This window comes from Selenomonadales bacterium, assembly GCA_017442105.1.
GTDB lineage: Bacteria > Bacillota > Negativicutes > RGIG982 > RGIG982 > RGIG982.
This window is the reverse complement of the sequence record JAFSAX010000182.1, coordinates 1-17,161: the sequence shown is the minus strand read 5'-3', so window position 1 is coordinate 17,161 and position 17,161 is coordinate 1. Positions and strand designations below refer to the sequence as shown.

Below are 17,161 nucleotides of genomic sequence, written 5' to 3'. Positions count from 1 at the left end.
TAGGCATTCTGCCGCAAGCCATCTTTCATATTCTGCTCTGTAATCCATAAAAAATCCTCCCTATTTATGATATCCCGAACCCTCTTCAATCTTGAATGCGCGGTATATCTGTTCTACGAGGAGGAGGCGTATCATCTGGTGGGTGAAGGTCATGCGAGAGAAGCTGATGCGTTCATCGGCGGCGCGGCGCACTTCATCGGAGAGGCCGAATGCTCCGCCAATGAGGAAGGTGAGATGGCTCGTCCCTTTGACGCAGAGGTCGTCGATATGAGCCGACAGTTCTTCAGACGAGATGGCTTTGCCTACGACGTCGAGAACGATGAGGCGGCTTCCCTGCGGAACTTGCTTTAAGAGGCGTTCGCCTTCTTTGGCAAGCACCGCCGCTTTTTCGGCATCGGAGGGTGCATCGGGCATACGTTCTTCACTGATCTCCACTATTTTGACATTCGCGTACGGCGTCAGTCGTTTGAGAAACTCCTTGATACCGTCAGCGAGATATTTTTCTTTTATCTTACCTGCTGTTACGATCGTTATTTTCATTTCTTCACAGGCACTTCCCCAAGCACGATGTCGATCGTCATCGGCTGTCCTGCACGAATGATGTCGATCTTCACATGATCGCCTGCGCGGTGTGCATCGAGTGCCTGACGAAGGTCGGAGAATTTGTTAATGTCATGCTGACCAAGTCGAATGATAACATCGCCGCGGCGCATACCAACATTCGCGGCAGGAGTACCATCTCCGATATTGACGACTACGACACCTTTTTCAATTTCATACGGATAGCCCGCCTGCAAGGCTTGTTCTTTTTCCAACACGTTGATGCCCATATAAGCACGTGCGATACGGCCTTTGGCAACCAGATCCTCTACGATGGGGCGTACGGAATTGATGGGGATAGCGAAACCCATGCCTTCGACGCCTTTGACAACGAGTTTGACCGTATTGATGCCGATGACCTGACCGTCTGCATTGACGAGCGCACCGCCCGAGTTACCGGGATTGATAGCGGCATCCGTCTGGATAAGCTTGAACTTGCGATCGCCGACATCGAGCGAACGGTTGAGCGCGCTGACGACACCGCTCGTCACACTGCCCTGGAATTCAAGACCGAGTGGATTGCCGATGGCAACAGCAGGCTCACCGACGATGAGCGCATCCGAGTCACCGAGCTCTGCTACGGGGAGGTTTTTGACATCGACTTTAACAACAGCAAGATCGGTCACAGGGTCGCTGCCGATGAGCTTGCCTTCTACCGTCGTACCGTCTGCGAACGATACAACGATCTCTTTCGCGCCTTCGATAACGTGGTTGTTCGTTACGATATAGCCCTTGGCATCGATGACAACGCCCGAGCCTGTTCCTTTTTCGACGAGTTCCGAACGGTTGGTGAACCAGTCGCGGACGACGGCTTTGTTCGTGATACCGACGACGGCAGGGCCTGCCTTTTGCGCCGCTACGACGGCAGGTGTCATGCGCGATGCGGAAATGTTTCCGATATCGGGCGTTTTCAGGTTGAGCGTATGCGACTGCGGTGTTTCGTTTCCTGCAAGGTTCGCACAGCCGACACCGAAGCCGCCGCCGATGAAGGCACCGATAAGAAGTGCCACAAGATACGGTTTTACTTTCTTTTTATCAAACATAATGATCCCCCTTCTATTGTCCGAACAAAAGCTGTTCTGTTTCTTTGTCTATGCTGACCGTTTCCGCAGGCATCGTAAGGCGTAAGTCGATCTCTCTGCCGTGACGGAATCCTTGGCTGTCCAAGATATTCGCGACGGTGTCCCATGCTCTTCGCGGTTCGTTGTTCTCTTGGCTGAGATGCGCCAAAAATACGGTCGCTTGCTTCTCGCCGAGTATCTGCGCGAGTGCCCACGCCGCCGCATCGTTCGCGAGGTGTCCGCGGCTGCTCATGATGCGCCGTTTCAGCATCGGCGGATACGAGCCGTTCTTGAGCATATCGAGATCGTGATTCGCCTCGAAGATGAGTACGTCCGAGCCCGAAAGCTCTTCTTTGACGCGCTCGGTGACGAATCCGAGGTCGGTCGCAAGTCCGAGCTTCTCACCGCCGAACGCGAACGTGTAGCCGACGGGGTCTGCCGCATCATGCAGTGTCGAAAATGACGATACCTCGATATCCTGCCAGACCATGCGCTCGGGCAATACCCGTATGCACTCCTGCGGAAGCTCCATCCGACACCCCATCGCAAGGAAGGTGTCGCGTCTTGCAAAGACGGGCGTACGGTACTTCTTCGTAAACGTCGCCAGCCCTTTGATATGGTCGATGTGTTCATGCGTAATAAAAATGCCGTCTATCGACTCGGGCAATATCCCGACCTCCGACAGACCTTGTTTCAGCCTGCGTGCACTGATGCCTGCATCGAGCAGGAATCGACTATCCCCCATCTCGATGCACGTCGCATTGCCCGCAGAGCCGCTTGCCAATATATGAACCTTCATTCATGTCCCTCTTTTTTTGATCTATTCCGATAAAAGACAAGACTTCTCCATGGTTCTCTTCCATAGTATCTCGTCTTTCTTTGAAAATCATTTGTTTTTGCTTATGCATCGAACAAAACCTGCACGCGCTCTGCCGTTTTTCGTCCGATCCCGACAAAACGCTTATTGTTCGCTCGCAGAAAACGAAACTCTCACGCGCTTTGCCAGTTCTTCGTCCATCGCCGACAAAAAGAGCTGTTTCATCTCTGCGATGAACGCGTCCGTCTTGCCCTCGAAGCGGAGCGTGAAGATCGGCTCCGTTACCGAGGCGCGAATCATGCCCCAGCCGTCTTCCGTTTCAATGCGCACGCCGTCTATCCTGTTCGGCTGATGGTCTGCCAGTCGCTCGGCGATTCTGTCAAGCGTCTTCGGCATATCGTAGTCGTCAGCCTTCACGCGGTACTCGTCCGTCAGGATATAGCTTGGCAGTCTGTCTGCCATCTTCGCGAGCGAGCCGTGCTTTTCTACGCTCTCGCACATCTTGAGCCCTGCGAACATCCCATCGTCGTGACCGAGCTCGCGGAAGAAGAAATGTCCGCTGATCTCGCCTGCGAATACGGCGTTCTCCCGTTGAAAGGCCGCCTTGCAGAACGTATGGCCTGCGCGCGCCATCACAGGACGACCGCCCGCCTTACGGATACCTTCGGGTACGAGCATCGAGCATTTCGCATCGTAGATGACCGCGCCCTTTTCCTTCGCGAGAAATTCCTCTGCTAAGAGAACGAGCATCTTGTCGTTGTCGATCGCGCGACCCAGTTCATCGACGAATCCCGCACGGTCGCCGTCACCGTCGAAGCCGATACCGAGCTTCGCACCATGGGCGCGTACCGCCTCACCGAGTTTCGCCAGATTCGCAGGGATCGCAGGATTGGGCGGTCTGTTCGAAAAGTCGGGGTCGATATCGCAGAACAGCTCCACCACATCATATCCGCATCGGCGGAACAGCTCGGGCGCGATATGGCTCGTCGCACCGCCGCCCGCATCGACGACGATCTTCATCGAACCGTGCGCACTAAGCTCTGCCATCGCCGTTTGGTACGATCCGATGACCGCGACCTCTTCACACGTACCGTCCGCACGTACCACCAAACCTGCTTCCGTCATACGGCGCACCTCCTGCACATCACCTTCCGTGATAGGCGCAGAGCCGAACACCATCTTAAAGCCGTTATGCGGTGCCGAATTATGCGAAGCCGTCACCATGATACCGCCGTCCGCATCGAGCATATCGATGGCATAATAAAATACAGGCGTCGCCACGATGCCGATATCCTTCACATGACAGCCGCTCGCCACAAGCTCACGCACCATGATGTCCTTGAGGCGCGGCGTCGAATACCGCACATCACCGCCGACGACGACCGTCTTGCCTGTCAGCTTTACGCCGAGCGCACGCGCAATGGCAGTCGCTGCCTCATTCGTCAGATCTCTGTCTGCTATTCCTCTGATATCACACGCTTTGAAAATACTCATCTTTTATCTCCGTTTCCAGCACAAAAATTTTCCCTAAATCATATTATACCGCAAGTCGGCTCTCGTTGAGAACCGCTTTTTTCACAGAAAGGGGATACTTCATGGCAAGCCTTGAAAAAATGGCCAAAACGCTCCTCTCGGGCGTCGCGGAAAATAACCTGCTCGTCAAAAACCTCCTCACCGAAACGCTCCGCCGTCAAGACGTGCTGATCGAACAGAACCGCGCCCTCCTCGAAAAAACGAGCGAGATCTGCGCGCTCCTCGATCACCTGCGCACCGACCGCAAAACGGACGAATAGCAGACCGCTCTGTACGGCGGCCGCGCGTGTATGGTACAATAGAGATATCACACACAACGAAGGAGAGATACTCATGCGAGAACTCAGCACATACATCGACCATACCATCCTGAAGCCTACCACATCCGTCACCGACATCATCAAGCTCTGCGAAGAAGCCGCCGCACACAAGTTCGCCGCTGTCTGCGTACCGCCATGCTATGTCGGCCTTGCCGCCAACCAGCTTAGAGGTACAGGTGTCAACGTTGCGACCGTCATCGGCTTTCCGCTCGGCAGCTCTACGACTGCGGTAAAAGTCGCCGAAACGAAAGATGCCGTAGAAAACAAAGCGGACGAGATCGACATGGTAATAAACGTCGGCGCGATCAAATCGGGTATGTGGGACGCCGTTACCGCCGATATCCGCGCCGTCGTCGAAGCCTCGGACGATGCTAAGGTAAAAGTCATCATCGAAACGAGCCAGCTCACCGACGACGAAAAAATCCGCGCGACAGAATGCACGATCGAAGCAGGTGCCGACTTCGTCAAGACCTCCACAGGCTTCATCGGCGGCGGTGCTACGGTAGAAGACGTCGCACTTCTTCGCCGTACCATCGAACAGAAAAACGCCTCCTGCCGCATCAAAGCGTCGGGCGGTATCCGCACGAAAGCAGATGCCCTCGCCATGATCGAAGCAGGCGCAGACCGCATCGGCACGAGCGCAGGTGTCGCCATCGTCACAGGTTGAGGTAAGTAAAACTGAACAATACAAAAACACTATAAAGCGAACGAGTAATAAAAAAAGCAGACCCCGATGAAGGGTCTGCTTTTTTTATCCCATTTTATTCACTAGGTAGGAAGCTCCCGTGCAGACAAGTGCCATCGCACCTGCCGTATACACCGTCTGATATGTAAGCGGAAGTGCATCCCAGATGCCATAGAGGCCGAACAGCATAAAGATGATGGCCGCGCCCCATTTGACCTGACGTTCGGGAATACGACTGCCGAGCACCGCACCGACGAAGATACCGATACCGTCGGCGATCATCATGCCTGTCGTCGTCCCCATCCATACGGGAATGACCTCGCCGAGCTGTGCCGCGAGAACGATCGTCGCGAACTGCGTTTTGTCGCCCATCTCCGCGAGGAAGAACGCTATCATGACCGTCATAAATGCGCTGTACTTACGGTCGCGGTCTTCTCCGTCGAGCGTATCACCGCGTATCGTCCACAGACCGAACAAAACGAACGATACCCCTGCGATCAGCCCCATCGTTTCCACCGAAACGAACTGCGTCACCCAGCTTCCCACCAATACGGCGAGCAAGTGATTTGCCACCGTCGCGGCGAAGATCGCCGCCATGACCGTTTTCCACGGATATTTCGCCGCGAACGCCATCGCCAGAAGCTGTGTCTTGTCACCCATCTCCGCGAGCACGACGACGATCGTTGCTGTAATAAAAGACATCATACCTGTTCCCTCTCTTCTATGTAACCTTCTTCATTATCTCCTCTAAAACAAAAGACATCCGACATAGCAATGCTATGCCGAATGTCTCACTATTGACGGTAAGTCAACGACCGTGCCAGACCCCATAGGTCAGTATGTTGACACGATCCTAACGAGCTACTCCCATTCAAGCAATCTCATTATACCGCACTCGTCCGTAACGGACAAGGCTTACTGTTGTTTTTTCTGACATTCTTTGCAAACACCGTAGAAATAGAACTGCTGACCCGTGATGCGGTAATCCGTACCGATACCTGCTGCCTCGAGGATCGGCGCGGCATCAAAATCGGTAAGATCGTCGACGCGACCACAGCTCGTACAACGAATATGGGAGTGGTCTTCCACCCAAGCGTCATAGCGGAAGCTGTCTTCTCCTACATTCAGCTTCTGTACCAATCCGATCTCCGCCAATACATCAACAGTCTTGTATACAGTCGCAAGGCTCATCGTCGGGAACGTTTCTTTGAGCTGTGAGAAGATCATCTCGGCACTCGGATGTTCCTTCGATTCTGCCAGCGTACGATATACAGCCAATCTCTGCGGTGTTACTTTGAATCCTTTTGTGCGAAGCATATCGGTGATCGACTGTTCGTTCATGGAAAATCCTCCTTTTTATCTGAAATATTTTATCATTGGATAACAATTCTTATTATAAATTAGTTTTCTTTCTTTGTCAATAACTAAGTAAAGCGGAGAAGCAGTTATTTTCTGCCTCTCCGCATCTGTCAATTACCTGCGTTTTGGAATTTGGCACGTGTCTGTGCGACTTCTTCGGCGGTCGCATCGGCAAGCTGATAGTAGCCTTTTTGCTCCATGCAGTCAAAGAGCTGTTTCTGCTGGCTGTAGATATCGCCGAGCACCGTCATATAGTCGCGTCGGAGCGCATCGTCGGACGCTTCTAAGATATACGTATTGATAGAACCTGCCATCAGCTTCGTTTCGTTGAGCGCGAGATTCATAAGGCTCTCCTCCGTCACCTGTGCGCCCTGTCCGTTCACGCCGCCCTGCTGATTCTGCGCGCCCTGCATATTCTGCTGATTCTGCTGATTCTGCGCGCCCTGCATATTCTGATTGAATGCCACTCTAATATTCCTCCCCTACAATTTCTGTCCTGCGTTGAGGTGCTTGCTCATCGTTTGGAAATGCTGCTGTTCGCGCTGTGCGAACTGCTGACAGAGCTGTTTGGCCTGCGAGTCGGTAAGCTCGGCGGCTACGTGATTCATGATGTCCGCTGTAGTCTGCACGTGCGAGAGAAAGTCATCGAGGAGCATAAGCTCTTTTTGCGTGATCACAAGTGATTCCCCCTTTCGTTTATCCGTCTGTAGTTTGTGCAGGATATTCCTTTTTATGCGCAAAAAAAGGACACCCGCAGGTGTCCTTTCGTTTCGTCTTATTATGCGGCTTTTTTCGTTTCGAGCTTGTTTTCGCGCAAAACGCGTATCCACGTTCTGACGGCATCGACGATGATGAATACGACGAGGATCATCATGCCTGCGCTGATGAGTGCAAGACTGATCTGTCCTTTGGGCAGGTAGAATTCGAAGATGTTGTAGACACCTGCTGTCAAAACGGTCGTGACGAGGAAACAAAGCGGCAGGATCGTCGTCCACGCATATTTTTGCTTGCCCATACGAATGATGACGGTCGTACCGATGGCAAGTGTCATGCCGGCGAGAAGCTGATTCGCCAGGCCGAACACGGGCCAGATGGAGGAGATAGAGCCGCCGAATACAAGACTGCCCCACGCCACGGAGATGAGCGCACTGCACAGGATAACGCCGGGCTTCCAGTTGACGTCACCGAGCGGTTTGTAGACCATACCGCCGATCTCCTGCAGGAGGTAACGGCCGACGCGCGTACCGGCATCGATAACGGTCAGGATAAAGAGTGCTTCGAACATGATGGTGAAATGATAGAAGAACGACATCAGCTGTTCGAGGCCGGGGATACGTGCGAAGATGTACGCCATACCGACGGCGAGCGATACGGCACCGCCGGGGCGGCCTGTGACATCTTCACCGACCATCGCAGAGAGGTTGGGCAGTTCTTGTACGGTCATGCCGAGCGTAGCAAAGACTTCGGGTCTGCTGTTGATGGCAAAATAGTCGGCAGGAATGAGGCTCGTTGCGGCAACGAGTGCCATGATAGCGACGAAGCCTTCTGTCAGCATCGCACCGAAGCCGACAGGCAGTATCTCATTTTCGTTCGTGAGCATCTTCGGTGTCGTACCGGTCGAGATGATGGCATGGAATCCCGAGATGGCACCGCAGGCGATCGTCATACAGACGAACGGCCATACGGGGCCGGGGACGACAGGACCGCCGCCCGAGATGAACTCGGTGATGGCAGGCATCTTGATATCAGGCTGTACGATGAGGATACCGAGTGCAAGCGCACCGATGGTACCGATCTTCATATATGTACTGAGATAGTCGCGCGGTGCCAAGAGAAGCCAGACAGGCAGAGCCGATGCGACGAATCCGTAGATCGGCAGCAGAAGATCGAGCTGGAATCGGCTGAGCGTGAAGTACGGTGCTAAGGAAGACTGCTCGATGACAGGGCCGAAGCCGACTGCCGCCAGGACGAGCACGACACCGATGAGCGATGCTTCTCCGATCTTGCCGGGACGGATACAACGCATATACAGACCGACAAACAGCGCGATCGGGATCGTCATACCGACGGTAAAGACACCCCACGGGCTGTTAAAGAGCGCATTGGCAACGGCGATCGCCATGCCTGCCATCGAGATGATGAGGATACAGATGATAGCAACAGACGCGACGAAGCCTGTCTTTTTGCCGATCTCGGCTTTGGCGATCTCCGCAAGCGACAAGCCTTTATGACGGATAGATGCGAACATGATGACCATATCATGCACCGCACCACCGAGACATACACCGATGAGGATCCACAGCATGCCCGGCAGGTAGCCGAACTGCGCCGCCAATATCGGGCCGACGAGAGGGCCTGCCCCTGCGATCGCCGCAAAATGATGACCGAACGTGACCCACTTGTTCGTCGGTACATAATCATGTCCGTCCTCAAATTCTACGGCAGGCGTCGTACGATTCGAATCGAACGCCAATACCTTAGCGGCCAAAAATGCGCCGTAATAGCGGTAGCATATCGTCAGCACGAGTGCCGCCACAATGACCATATAAAGACCATTCATTGAACTATTCCTCCTTTTGACTACGACAGCATCCTGCCGTCTGTTCCGATACAAACGAAACCAAGAGCATAAACAGCTCTTGGTTTCGCTTCTGTTCATAAAAACAGCATACCACAAAATCATGTTCTTTGGTACTGCTATTCTTGTCAAAACAGCTTCTTTCCGCAACGACGACGCACATAGTCTTCTTACGCGATGATGACAGCCTGCCGCCATATGCCATACCCGACACACCCCCTCTTACACGACACCGACTGCGCGGACGGCAAGTACGAGAACGAGCGCGCACAAGAGGGATATGACTGCCGCCTGCGGTCGCTTACCTCTCTGCCACAAGTACCTAGCCCAGTCGCCTGTATGCAATGCTGACAAGAGTGCGCCTGCGAGCAGTATCGCCTTATACAACCGCCTCACCTCCTCACATGGCGAACGCATCACCGCCGTGCATCTCGTCACGATGGTAACCGCGCCGTTTGATGACGATGCTTGCGTGCACGCGGATATCCGCGTCACGGTAGAGCTTCTGCCAGTCGCGCTGTGACCATTCCGTAAGAGTGGCGCTCTCTTTTCGGCAATGGTTGGCAAGACCGATGCAGTCCGCGCCCCACGCCTTCGTTTTCGTCAGATACGCATGGACGGACGATTCGACCGTGCGCCCAAGCTCCTCCTCTAAGAGCGCGTACACATCGCCCGACTGTTCGTCCGCTTCATAACGAAGTTCCATCATCTCTGCGACACCGCTGACGCTCACATCGGCGACCATGCGCCCGTTTACGATCCGCACGTCTATCTTCGGCAGAGCTGTCCGCACGCCGAACGAGTAGACCTGTCCGCTGCCGCGCGGATCGACGATATCGAGCGGTACGCGAAGCACTTTTTCGAGCATCGTACCGCCGAGCGATTCCGCCGATGTGAGCGTGCCGACCATCTTCCAATCGACGAATACAGCCGAGCCGACAGCGATCGCCTCCGATCCGCCCTCGCGCGGCAGTGAATCTACCGTATAACCGCGCTCTTCACTCGCAGACGTGATCGGACTTCCCTTCGCATCAAGACTGCCCTTCGTGACACCTGCATATGTCAGCACGCCTGCGCGCAGAGGTTCGCGCGACCGCCGATAGAACTCTCTTGCATCGCTGACGAAATACGCCCCGCTGCGCATCTGATTGTCGCGTAAACTCTCCGTCCATCGCGAGGGAAAGACCTCGAACGGGGCTTTGTTCTTCTCGATGAACGTCTTAGCCGAATCTTGGCTGACGACGAGGACGACAGAATTGCGAAACAGAACGCTTTTGTTCATCGAGGAAACGATATCGTAAATACCTTCTTTTGCCACGTCTTCGCTGAATACGAACCCGACGATATGTGTCGCGTTGAGCTGTCTGTTCATCGCCAGACTGACGAGCTTGTAGCTCTCGGAGAGCGACGATGCCTTCACGCTGACAAGACGCGCCTTCTCGTCGTCCTTGGCCTTGCCGTCACCTGCAAACGCCTGCGGTAAGATGACGCGGTACGTGAACACGTATTCGCCCGTTTCGCCCTGTGCGCGATCGACACCGATCATCATCGCATACGAATAATCGTCTATCTCGGCATTACTGCGACAGCCTGTCATCAGCAGAAGGCATACGCTAATCATTACGACCCACACGCATCGCACAGGTATCCCTCCTTCTCAAGATATATCCGACCGTCACCGCACCGACTATGACAAAAAACGCAAAAGGCAGGACGGTATACGTGAGCAGTTCGTTCGTTTGGACGGTACTTGCCAAGTCGCTGACGAGAAGTGCGCAGACAGACGCGAGCGAGATGACGAGCATCGAGAGCGGACGACCTTCCCTCACAGCGAGCGCATCAACGAGAAGCATCACGATCACGCGAACGAGCACGATCATCGCAAGGAATACGACCATCACCCACGCGCAGACAAAGATGGCTTCGACACGCTGAATGTACTGCGAAAAATGGACGAGCTTTGCCATTTCGTAAAAAAGAAACGACCGCTCCGCCCCCACGACCGCGCCGAATACACTGAGTGCAGACAGAATCACCGCACATTTTATCACCATCACGACGGCAACACCGCCCGACAGCGCACGACGCGCCCCCTTCTCCGCCCGCATCATCGGAAAGAGAAGAAAGACAGCCGTCCCCGCACACCACGAGCCCACATCAAAGACCACCTCGCGAGCTGTCACCGCATGGCCGTATCCCTGCCACGGCAAAAGCAGTTCTGCCTGCATCATCGGCAAAAGAAACAGAACCAATACTGCCACCAGACCGCCCGCAAAGAGCGCGAGCAGATACGATGCCCGAAGAAGCGCCGTCAGCCGATATCGTACACCGAGCATCATCGCACCGCCGAACAAAACGAGCGGAAGCGATATCTCCGACTGCCCGAGTGCCGTCTTGGCCGTACTCTCCGCGACCGTCCTCAGCAAAAGGATAAGATGCACCAGAAAAAGCCCTGCCCACAGAGCCAGCACGCACCGCGCCACACCTCTTGTTAAATAATGCGCAAGAAAGTCGCCAAACGTGAACGCACCCGCACGCGCAGCATACCTTTCGACCATCACCATCATCCACCACGCGAGCGCGAAAAACACCAGACCGCTCCCGACCTTCACAAGATACGCACTCGTCCCTGCCCGCGCAATGCTCATGCTAGGCTCCAGCAAAAACATCGACGGCAGTACGCATATCCAGACGAGCGCACTCGCCTCCCGATGACTGATCCCGCGCTCTCTCATTCGCCTGCCTCCTTTTGGTGCCTGCCGTCCACGCCTTGGGCGAACTGACCGATACCGCTACCCATCATTCACGCGCCTCCTTCTGCCACCGCTTGCCGCCGCCCTCTGCTTTGACGATGCGCACAGGGCTCAAGACATCGGGGCGCACATCTTCCTCGCCGTATCCGCCCGACGCACGCGGCATCAGCGGAGAGAGGAACGGCACGCCGAACGATGCCATGCCTGCAAGGTCGATGAGAAGAAGCACCAATAAAAGACTGATACCGACGAGCCCTGTCATACCGCCCGCTATCAAAAACGCATACTGGCAGACGCGCAGCGAGAACGCGAACCGATATTCGGGCAGGATATACGATGCCAGACCCGTCAGCGCAACGACGACGACAAGCACGGGACTGACGAGCTTCGCCGTAACGGCCGCCTGCCCCAAGATGATAGCACCGACGATACTGATAGACCCACCGAGCCTCGAAGGCACACGGAGCGTCGCTTCGCGGATAAACTCGAACGAAACGATCAGAAGGAGCATCTCGATAAGCGACGGAAACGGCACCATCTGACGATACCCTGCGATCACGACGAGCAGCTGCGTCGGTATCGCCTCCTGATGAAAATATGTCAGCGCGATATAAAGTCCCGGCAACAGCATCGTCACGAGCGCACCGAGATAGCGAAGCACCCGCATAAAGAGCGCACTCGGCGGACGCATCTCATAATCCTCCGTACTATGGAAAAAATCCCACAACAGCGCAGGCACAACAGACGCGAACGGGTCGCCGTCCAAGAGGATCGCCACACGCCCCTGCATGAGTGCTTCTGCCGTACGGTCGGGACGCTCCGTCGTCAGCATCTGCGGAAACTGCGTCCTCCGCTCCGTCAAAAACTGCATCAGCGCACCGCAGTCGAACACATGATCGACCGTCACGCCCTCTATGCGCCGTTTCATCTCACGTACGAGCGACGGATTGACGATACCGTCGACCGACAGGATCGCACACTCCTTCCGATTGATGCGCCCGACCGTCACCACCTCGGCAACGAGATTTTCGCTTCGAATGAGCGCACGTACCTGCGAGATATTACCGCGCATCGATTCGGTAAACGAGGCCTGCGAACCGCGCACCGTTTCTTCGATCTGCGCCTTGCCGACAGCGCGCATCGGATAGCCTGCCATCTCAAGGAGAAACGCAGTATCGCTCTCCTCGATAAAAAGCGCACCGCCGCCCTTGTTGAGCACCTTGACGACCATGCCGAAATCCTTCGCCTCCACCGTCTGCATCATCGGCAAAAACTGCCGCCTGATACGCTCTGCCATCACATCGGCAGAACGCACCGCCCGCTCCTCGGCAAAAATCATCAGCGGTTCGATGACAGACTGCGTCGCAAGCTTCGCATCGACCATGCCGTCGATATACGCAAGGAGAAGCCCTTTTTTCATCGTACTTTTCAGCGTGAAAAAGCGCAGTTTCAAGTCGTCCGTCCTGTCCGCATGATACAGCCTCTCCAGCGCGTTCGCATTCTCCTCGAGCGAACGACTGACCGCCACGTCCTCTGCTTGGGTAAAGCCGTGCCGATACGCGAGCATGACAGGCGCAAGCTCGTCCTCGCGCAGGGCGAAGTCAGCCTGCTTCATGCGCAGGATATCGTCCTCTGCATCATGCGATGTCCCTTGTGCAGACTGCTCTTTTCCATCACCGCGCGACCTGCCTTCCTTCATCGTCTGCCCGTCGCGACCATCGTCCTCCGTCGTCTGCCCGTCGCGGCTATCGACCTCCGTCGTCTGCTCGTCGCGGCTATCGACCTCCGTCGTCTGCTCGCCACCACCGCACGCAAGGCTATCTTTCTCCTTCTCGCCTGCCTTCATATCGTCCGCCATCGCCTGCACACGCGAGGAATCGGCATCTGTTATCGCACGCGCGATATCGTCCGCCGTATTCTCCCGCAGGACGAACGGTTCTGCCTCCTCGCTCGGCCGATACCGAAGCCATGCAAAAAGCGACTGCCACCGCATCATACCCCTCCTTCGTCGTCTTTTCGTTAGTATGACCGAAACGGGCGACTTTATCAGCGCACACGCATAAAAAAAGCGTACCGACCGAAGCCGATACGCCTTGTGTTTACCGATTATTTATTTTTGACCGTTTCCCAGTCCGCGAGGAATCGTTCGATGCCTTTGTCCGTGAGCGGATGTTTGCTCATTGCTTCGATAACTTTGTACGGAACCGTCGCAATATCCGCACCTGCGAGAGCCGACTGCGTTACATGAAGCGGCGTACGAACGCTTGCCGCGATAATTTCGCTGTTGATGCCGTGGATGCTGAACATCTCTGCGATCTCACGGATCACGTCCATACCATCTTGGTTGATGTCGTCAAGACGACCGATGAACGGGCTGACGTACGTTGCGCCTGCACGAGCCGCAAGGAGTGCCTGATTCGCCGAGAAGATAAGCGTCACGTTCGTTTTGATGCCTTTTGCCGTAAGCTGTTTCGTCGCTTTGAGACCTTCGAGCGTCATCGGAATCTTAATGATAATGTTCGGATGGATAGCCGCGAGCGGGATCGCTTCTGCTACCATGCCTTCTGCGTCGAGGCTGATGACCTCTGCGCTGATAGGGCCGTCTACGATCGAGCAGATCTCTTTGACGACTTCTTCAAAATTACGACCTTCTTTGGCAATAAGCGACGGGTTCGTCGTTACACCGCAGATCACGCCGAGGTCGTTCGCTTTTCTGATCTCATCTACATTTGCTGTATCCAAGAATAATTTCATTGGTATCACCATTCCCTTCTGCCTGCCCACACAGGCGATCATCTGTCTATATATTCGACGCTTCTGCCTGTTTCCCTGCCTGCGATTTCCTTTTCATGGAATATCGTTGCTGTTTCGTCCCGTTTTGTGCTATGATGAAAGTATCATCTTACACGAAGGAGCTTACCATGACCCTCTTGACCGATACGTGCCGAGCGATAAAGCCGCTTGACACCGCCCTATATCAACAAATATCGTCCGATTTCACGCGCCGAACGGGCATTGACGACCTCATCGCCGATCTCGCTGCTCGCTACGGTGCTGTCACGCAAAGCCCGATGCCGACTGTGCCGAAAAAATGCCTCATTCTCGCCGTGGCCGACCACGGTGTCGCAGAGCTTGGTATCAGCGCATACCCTGTCGAAACGACGGTCGAAATGACGAAAAACTATCTCATCGCACACGGTGCGGGAGCAAATGCGCTCGCGAACTTCGCCCATGCCGATATGGTCGTCGTCGATGTCGGCATCGCTTCTGATGTATCCGATATTCCGAATCTCATACATAAAAAGATAGCATACAGTACGCGAAACTTTACCGCAGGGCCTGCCATGACACGCGAAGAAGCGGTGCGTGCGCTTGAGGTAGGTATCGCGCTCGTACGGGACAAAGTCGCCGAAGGCTGCCGCTCGTTCTCGCTCGGTGAGATGGGCATCGGCAACACGACCTCGTCTGCCGCCATCTGCGCCGCTTTTACGGGGATGTCTGCCGAAGCGGTAACGGGACGCGGTACAGGTATCTCCGATGCGCGCATGCTCATCAAGACAAAAGCCGTCGCCGATGCACTCGCCGTCAACCGTCCCGACCCGTCTGACGGGCTTGACGTTCTCGCGAAAGTCGGCGGATATGAGCTTGGCTGTCTGGCAGGCGCGATCCTCGGCGCAGGAGCATACGGTGCCGTCGTCATCATCGACGGATTCAACGCCTCTGCCGCCGCCATGATAGCAACTGCCCTCGCGCCGAACGTCCGCGACTATATGATAGGCTCGCACCTGTCGGCAGAGCAGGCACACGTCCATATGCTCCGACACCTGAACTTGAAGCCCTGCATCGACATGAGACTTCGTCTCGGCGAAGGTACGGGCGCGTCGATCGCCCAAGCTATCTTGGACATCGCGATATCTCTCTATACGGGAGAGCAGGCGACCACGAAAGACCCACAGACCGCGACCGCTGTGCAGACAGAACCGACGATACGTCCGCTCGACCGCGCGAGCAGTGACCGATGCCAACTCCTCATCGACAACCTCAGCAAACCGCTCGGCAGTCTCGGTATGCTCGAACAGTTCGCCGTTCGTCTGGCAGGGATCCGCAAAGAAGCACGCCCGCCCAAGCAAGGCAAACAACGGCTCTATCTATTCTCTCCGAATATATCCCCAGCTATCCTCGCCATGGCACACACCGTCAAAACAGAAGTGCAGTCTGTATCTCATCATGGCGACATCGCCTGCGGTATCAATCTCGCCGAATCTGCCGCACGTGACGGCATCCGCATGATCGGACTTGCGCTCGGCGACGAAACGGACATCGATACGATGACAGGCATCATACTCGGCGCATCAGCACATCGCATCGCCGTTTTCCTCGACAGCAGAGCATCACTCACCGCCGCAGAGCGCGCCGTCAAGCAAGAACCGCTCTGCCGTAACTACCTTTTCACCGCGCATCGTCCGCAGGAAGAAAACGTACGCGACCTGATGCACACGCTCGACCTGCCTGCACCGCTCCACTTAGGCCTTTCCGCAGAAAAAGGGCTCGGCGCAATGCTCGGCTTTACCCTCATGCACGCAGCTCTCCATATGCTAAACGATATGAAAACATTCGGCGAAGCAGGCGTCACCATCGCCAAAGACGGCCCCGGCTCGCATCGACAGAAACAAGACATCAAAGGAGATACGATATGAAAAAGATCATTCTCATCAGCACGGGCGGTACCATCGCCATGCGATTCGACCAAGAAAAACAAGGCCTCGTCCCTGCCGTCAGCGGAGCCGAGCTCGTAGAAGCCGTCCCCGAACTGTCATCAGAGCTTCCGCTCGAAGTCGTCGAATTCTCCAACATCCCCAGCCCGCATATGACGCCTTCTCGTATGCTCGCCCTTGCCAAAGAGATCGACCGCCTTGCAGAAGACGACACGGTCGCAGGCTTCGTCATCACGCACGGCACCGATACCGTCGAAGAAACGGCGTACCTCCTCGACCTCACACTCACCACGACAAAACCCGTCTGCCTCACCGCCGCCATGCGAAGCGGAAACGAAACGAGTGCCGACGGCCCGAAAAATATCCTCACCGCCGTCCGTACCGCCTCCGATCACGCGGCAGGCGAAATGGGCGTCCTCGTCGTCATGAACGAAGAGATACACAGTGCCCGCTCCGTCACCAAGACGCACAGCGCCAATCCGCACGCCTTCACCTCGCCTGCATGGGGCGCACTCGGCTACGCAGACGAAGACCGTATCGTATGGCGCGCTCGTCCGCTTGCGCGCGAACATATCACGACCGACACGCTCGCCGAAGATGTCTACCTCGTCAAAATGGCGACAGGACAAGACGACCTTCTCCTGCGCTGCCTGATCGAAAAACGCGTCAGCGGTATCGTCCTCGAAGGCTTCGGTCGCGGCAATATCCCGCCCGCCTGCCGTCAGGCTGTCATCGACGCC

The 17,161-nt window shown here is 55.4% G+C and carries 19 protein-coding genes; 4 read left to right on the top strand and 15 right to left on the bottom strand.

Annotation, left to right across the window (positions count from 1 at the left end; genetic code table 11):
* Positions 1-60: 60 nt before the first annotated feature.
* The 4 genes from rlmH to IJN28_07310 all read right to left on the bottom strand — a co-directional run bounded on the left by rlmH (position 61) and on the right by IJN28_07310 (position 3,972).
* Positions 61-540, bottom strand: a complete 480-nt coding sequence (gene rlmH / locus IJN28_07325) for a 23S rRNA (pseudouridine(1915)-N(3))-methyltransferase RlmH (protein MBQ6713578.1) — start codon at positions 538-540, stop codon at positions 61-63.
* Positions 537-1,643, bottom strand: coding sequence for a trypsin-like peptidase domain-containing protein (locus tag IJN28_07320; protein ID MBQ6713577.1), 1,107 nt, complete (start codon positions 1,641-1,643; stop codon positions 537-539). The genes rlmH and IJN28_07320 overlap by 4 nt, the downstream gene beginning before the upstream one ends.
* 13 nt (positions 1,644-1,656) lie before the next feature.
* Positions 1,657-2,460 carry an MBL fold metallo-hydrolase gene (locus IJN28_07315; protein MBQ6713576.1) on the bottom strand — a complete coding sequence of 268 codons (804 nt, stop codon included), beginning with the start codon at positions 2,458-2,460 and terminating at the stop codon, positions 1,657-1,659.
* Between the two features lie 162 nt (positions 2,461-2,622).
* Complete coding sequence (locus IJN28_07310) at positions 2,623-3,972, bottom strand: phosphomannomutase/phosphoglucomutase (GenBank protein ID MBQ6713575.1); 1,350 nt, start codon at positions 3,970-3,972, stop codon at positions 2,623-2,625.
* 101 nt (positions 3,973-4,073) lie between these two features.
* Between IJN28_07310 and IJN28_07305 the strand changes: the two genes are divergently transcribed.
* Positions 4,074-4,271, top strand: coding sequence for a hypothetical protein (locus tag IJN28_07305; protein MBQ6713574.1), 198 nt, complete (start codon positions 4,074-4,076; stop codon positions 4,269-4,271).
* Between the two features lie 73 nt (positions 4,272-4,344).
* Positions 4,345-4,998, top strand: coding sequence for a deoxyribose-phosphate aldolase (gene deoC, locus IJN28_07300; GenBank protein MBQ6713573.1), 654 nt, complete (start codon positions 4,345-4,347; stop codon positions 4,996-4,998).
* 84 nt (positions 4,999-5,082) lie between these two features.
* Here deoC and IJN28_07295 read toward each other — a convergent pair whose 3' ends face one another.
* The 11 genes from IJN28_07295 to fsa all read right to left on the bottom strand — a co-directional run bounded on the left by IJN28_07295 (position 5,083) and on the right by fsa (position 14,460).
* A complete protein-coding gene (locus IJN28_07295) occupies positions 5,083-5,721 on the bottom strand; it encodes a TMEM165/GDT1 family protein (protein ID MBQ6713572.1) in 639 nt (212 codons plus the stop codon).
* A gap of 210 nt (positions 5,722-5,931) precedes the next feature.
* Positions 5,932-6,357 carry a transcriptional repressor gene (locus tag IJN28_07290; GenBank protein MBQ6713571.1) on the bottom strand — a complete coding sequence of 142 codons (426 nt, stop codon included), beginning with the start codon at positions 6,355-6,357 and terminating at the stop codon, positions 5,932-5,934.
* A gap of 128 nt (positions 6,358-6,485) precedes the next feature.
* Positions 6,486-6,788 (bottom strand): spore coat protein, encoded by a 303-nt coding sequence (locus IJN28_07285; GenBank protein ID MBQ6713570.1) that lies wholly within the window; start codon positions 6,786-6,788, stop codon positions 6,486-6,488.
* Positions 6,789-6,857: 69 nt separating this feature from the next.
* Complete coding sequence (locus IJN28_07280) at positions 6,858-7,052, bottom strand: ferritin-like domain-containing protein (protein MBQ6713569.1); 195 nt, start codon at positions 7,050-7,052, stop codon at positions 6,858-6,860.
* 101 nt (positions 7,053-7,153) lie between these two features.
* Positions 7,154-8,935 carry a carbon starvation protein A gene (locus IJN28_07275; protein ID MBQ6713568.1) on the bottom strand — a complete coding sequence of 594 codons (1,782 nt, stop codon included), beginning with the start codon at positions 8,933-8,935 and terminating at the stop codon, positions 7,154-7,156.
* Between the two features lie 4 nt (positions 8,936-8,939).
* Positions 8,940-9,158: a hypothetical protein gene (locus IJN28_07270; GenBank protein ID MBQ6713567.1), complete on the bottom strand. Its 219-nt coding sequence runs from the start codon at positions 9,156-9,158 to the stop codon at positions 8,940-8,942.
* Positions 9,159-9,175: 17 nt separating this feature from the next.
* Positions 9,176-9,340: a hypothetical protein gene (locus tag IJN28_07265; protein ID MBQ6713566.1), complete on the bottom strand. Its 165-nt coding sequence runs from the start codon at positions 9,338-9,340 to the stop codon at positions 9,176-9,178.
* A gap of 13 nt (positions 9,341-9,353) precedes the next feature.
* Complete coding sequence (locus IJN28_07260) at positions 9,354-10,595, bottom strand: Ger(x)C family spore germination protein (protein ID MBQ6713565.1); 1,242 nt, start codon at positions 10,593-10,595, stop codon at positions 9,354-9,356.
* Positions 10,567-11,688 carry a GerAB/ArcD/ProY family transporter gene (locus IJN28_07255; protein ID MBQ6713564.1) on the bottom strand — a complete coding sequence of 374 codons (1,122 nt, stop codon included), beginning with the start codon at positions 11,686-11,688 and terminating at the stop codon, positions 10,567-10,569. Before IJN28_07255 ends, IJN28_07260 begins: the two co-directional genes overlap by 29 nt.
* A gap of 64 nt (positions 11,689-11,752) precedes the next feature.
* Entirely contained in the window at positions 11,753-13,702 is a 1,950-nt protein-coding gene (locus IJN28_07250) for a spore germination protein (protein MBQ6713563.1), read from the bottom strand.
* Between the two features lie 110 nt (positions 13,703-13,812).
* A complete protein-coding gene (gene fsa, locus IJN28_07245) occupies positions 13,813-14,460 on the bottom strand; it encodes a fructose-6-phosphate aldolase (GenBank protein MBQ6713562.1) in 648 nt (215 codons plus the stop codon).
* A gap of 167 nt (positions 14,461-14,627) precedes the next feature.
* Here fsa and cobT point away from each other — a divergent pair, with 167 nt between their 5' ends.
* Positions 14,628-16,403 (top strand): nicotinate-nucleotide--dimethylbenzimidazole phosphoribosyltransferase, encoded by a 1,776-nt coding sequence (gene cobT, locus IJN28_07240; GenBank protein ID MBQ6713561.1) that lies wholly within the window; start codon positions 14,628-14,630, stop codon positions 16,401-16,403.
* Positions 16,400-17,161, top strand: a 762-nt coding sequence (locus tag IJN28_07235; protein ID MBQ6713560.1) for an asparaginase, incomplete at its 3' end; no start/stop codon positions are given. The genes cobT and IJN28_07235, both read left to right, overlap by 4 nt.

What these genes read in the sequence shown, in the direction of transcription:
- IJN28_07290 (MBQ6713571.1), bottom strand. Translation starts at nt 6,357, where the DNA reads ATGAACGAACAGTCGATCACCGATATGCTTCGCACAAAAGGATTCAAA.
- IJN28_07255 (MBQ6713564.1), bottom strand. Translation starts at nt 11,688, where the DNA reads ATGAGAGAGCGCGGGATCAGTCATCGGGAGGCGAGTGCGCTCGTCTGG.
- IJN28_07285 (MBQ6713570.1), bottom strand. Translation starts at nt 6,788, where the DNA reads ATGCAGGGCGCGCAGAATCAGCAGGGCGGCGTGAACGGACAGGGCGCA.
- IJN28_07310 (MBQ6713575.1), bottom strand. Translation starts at nt 3,972, where the DNA reads ATGAGTATTTTCAAAGCGTGTGATATCAGAGGAATAGCAGACAGAGAT.
- IJN28_07270 (MBQ6713567.1), bottom strand. Translation starts at nt 9,158, where the DNA reads ATGGCATATGGCGGCAGGCTGTCATCATCGCGTAAGAAGACTATGTGC.
- deoC (MBQ6713573.1), top strand. Translation starts at nt 4,345, where the DNA reads ATGCGAGAACTCAGCACATACATCGACCATACCATCCTGAAGCCTACC.
- IJN28_07275 (MBQ6713568.1), bottom strand. Translation starts at nt 8,935, where the DNA reads ATGAATGGTCTTTATATGGTCATTGTGGCGGCACTCGTGCTGACGATA.
- IJN28_07295 (MBQ6713572.1), bottom strand. Translation starts at nt 5,721, where the DNA reads ATGATGTCTTTTATTACAGCAACGATCGTCGTCGTGCTCGCGGAGATG.
- IJN28_07315 (MBQ6713576.1), bottom strand. Translation starts at nt 2,460, where the DNA reads ATGAAGGTTCATATATTGGCAAGCGGCTCTGCGGGCAATGCGACGTGC.
- IJN28_07320 (MBQ6713577.1), bottom strand. Translation starts at nt 1,643, where the DNA reads ATGTTTGATAAAAAGAAAGTAAAACCGTATCTTGTGGCACTTCTTATC.
- fsa (MBQ6713562.1), bottom strand. Translation starts at nt 14,460, where the DNA reads ATGAAATTATTCTTGGATACAGCAAATGTAGATGAGATCAGAAAAGCG.
- IJN28_07305 (MBQ6713574.1), top strand. Translation starts at nt 4,074, where the DNA reads ATGGCAAGCCTTGAAAAAATGGCCAAAACGCTCCTCTCGGGCGTCGCG.
- rlmH (MBQ6713578.1), bottom strand. Translation starts at nt 540, where the DNA reads ATGAAAATAACGATCGTAACAGCAGGTAAGATAAAAGAAAAATATCTC.
- cobT (MBQ6713561.1), top strand. Translation starts at nt 14,628, where the DNA reads ATGACCCTCTTGACCGATACGTGCCGAGCGATAAAGCCGCTTGACACC.
- IJN28_07250 (MBQ6713563.1), bottom strand. Translation starts at nt 13,702, where the DNA reads ATGATGCGGTGGCAGTCGCTTTTTGCATGGCTTCGGTATCGGCCGAGC.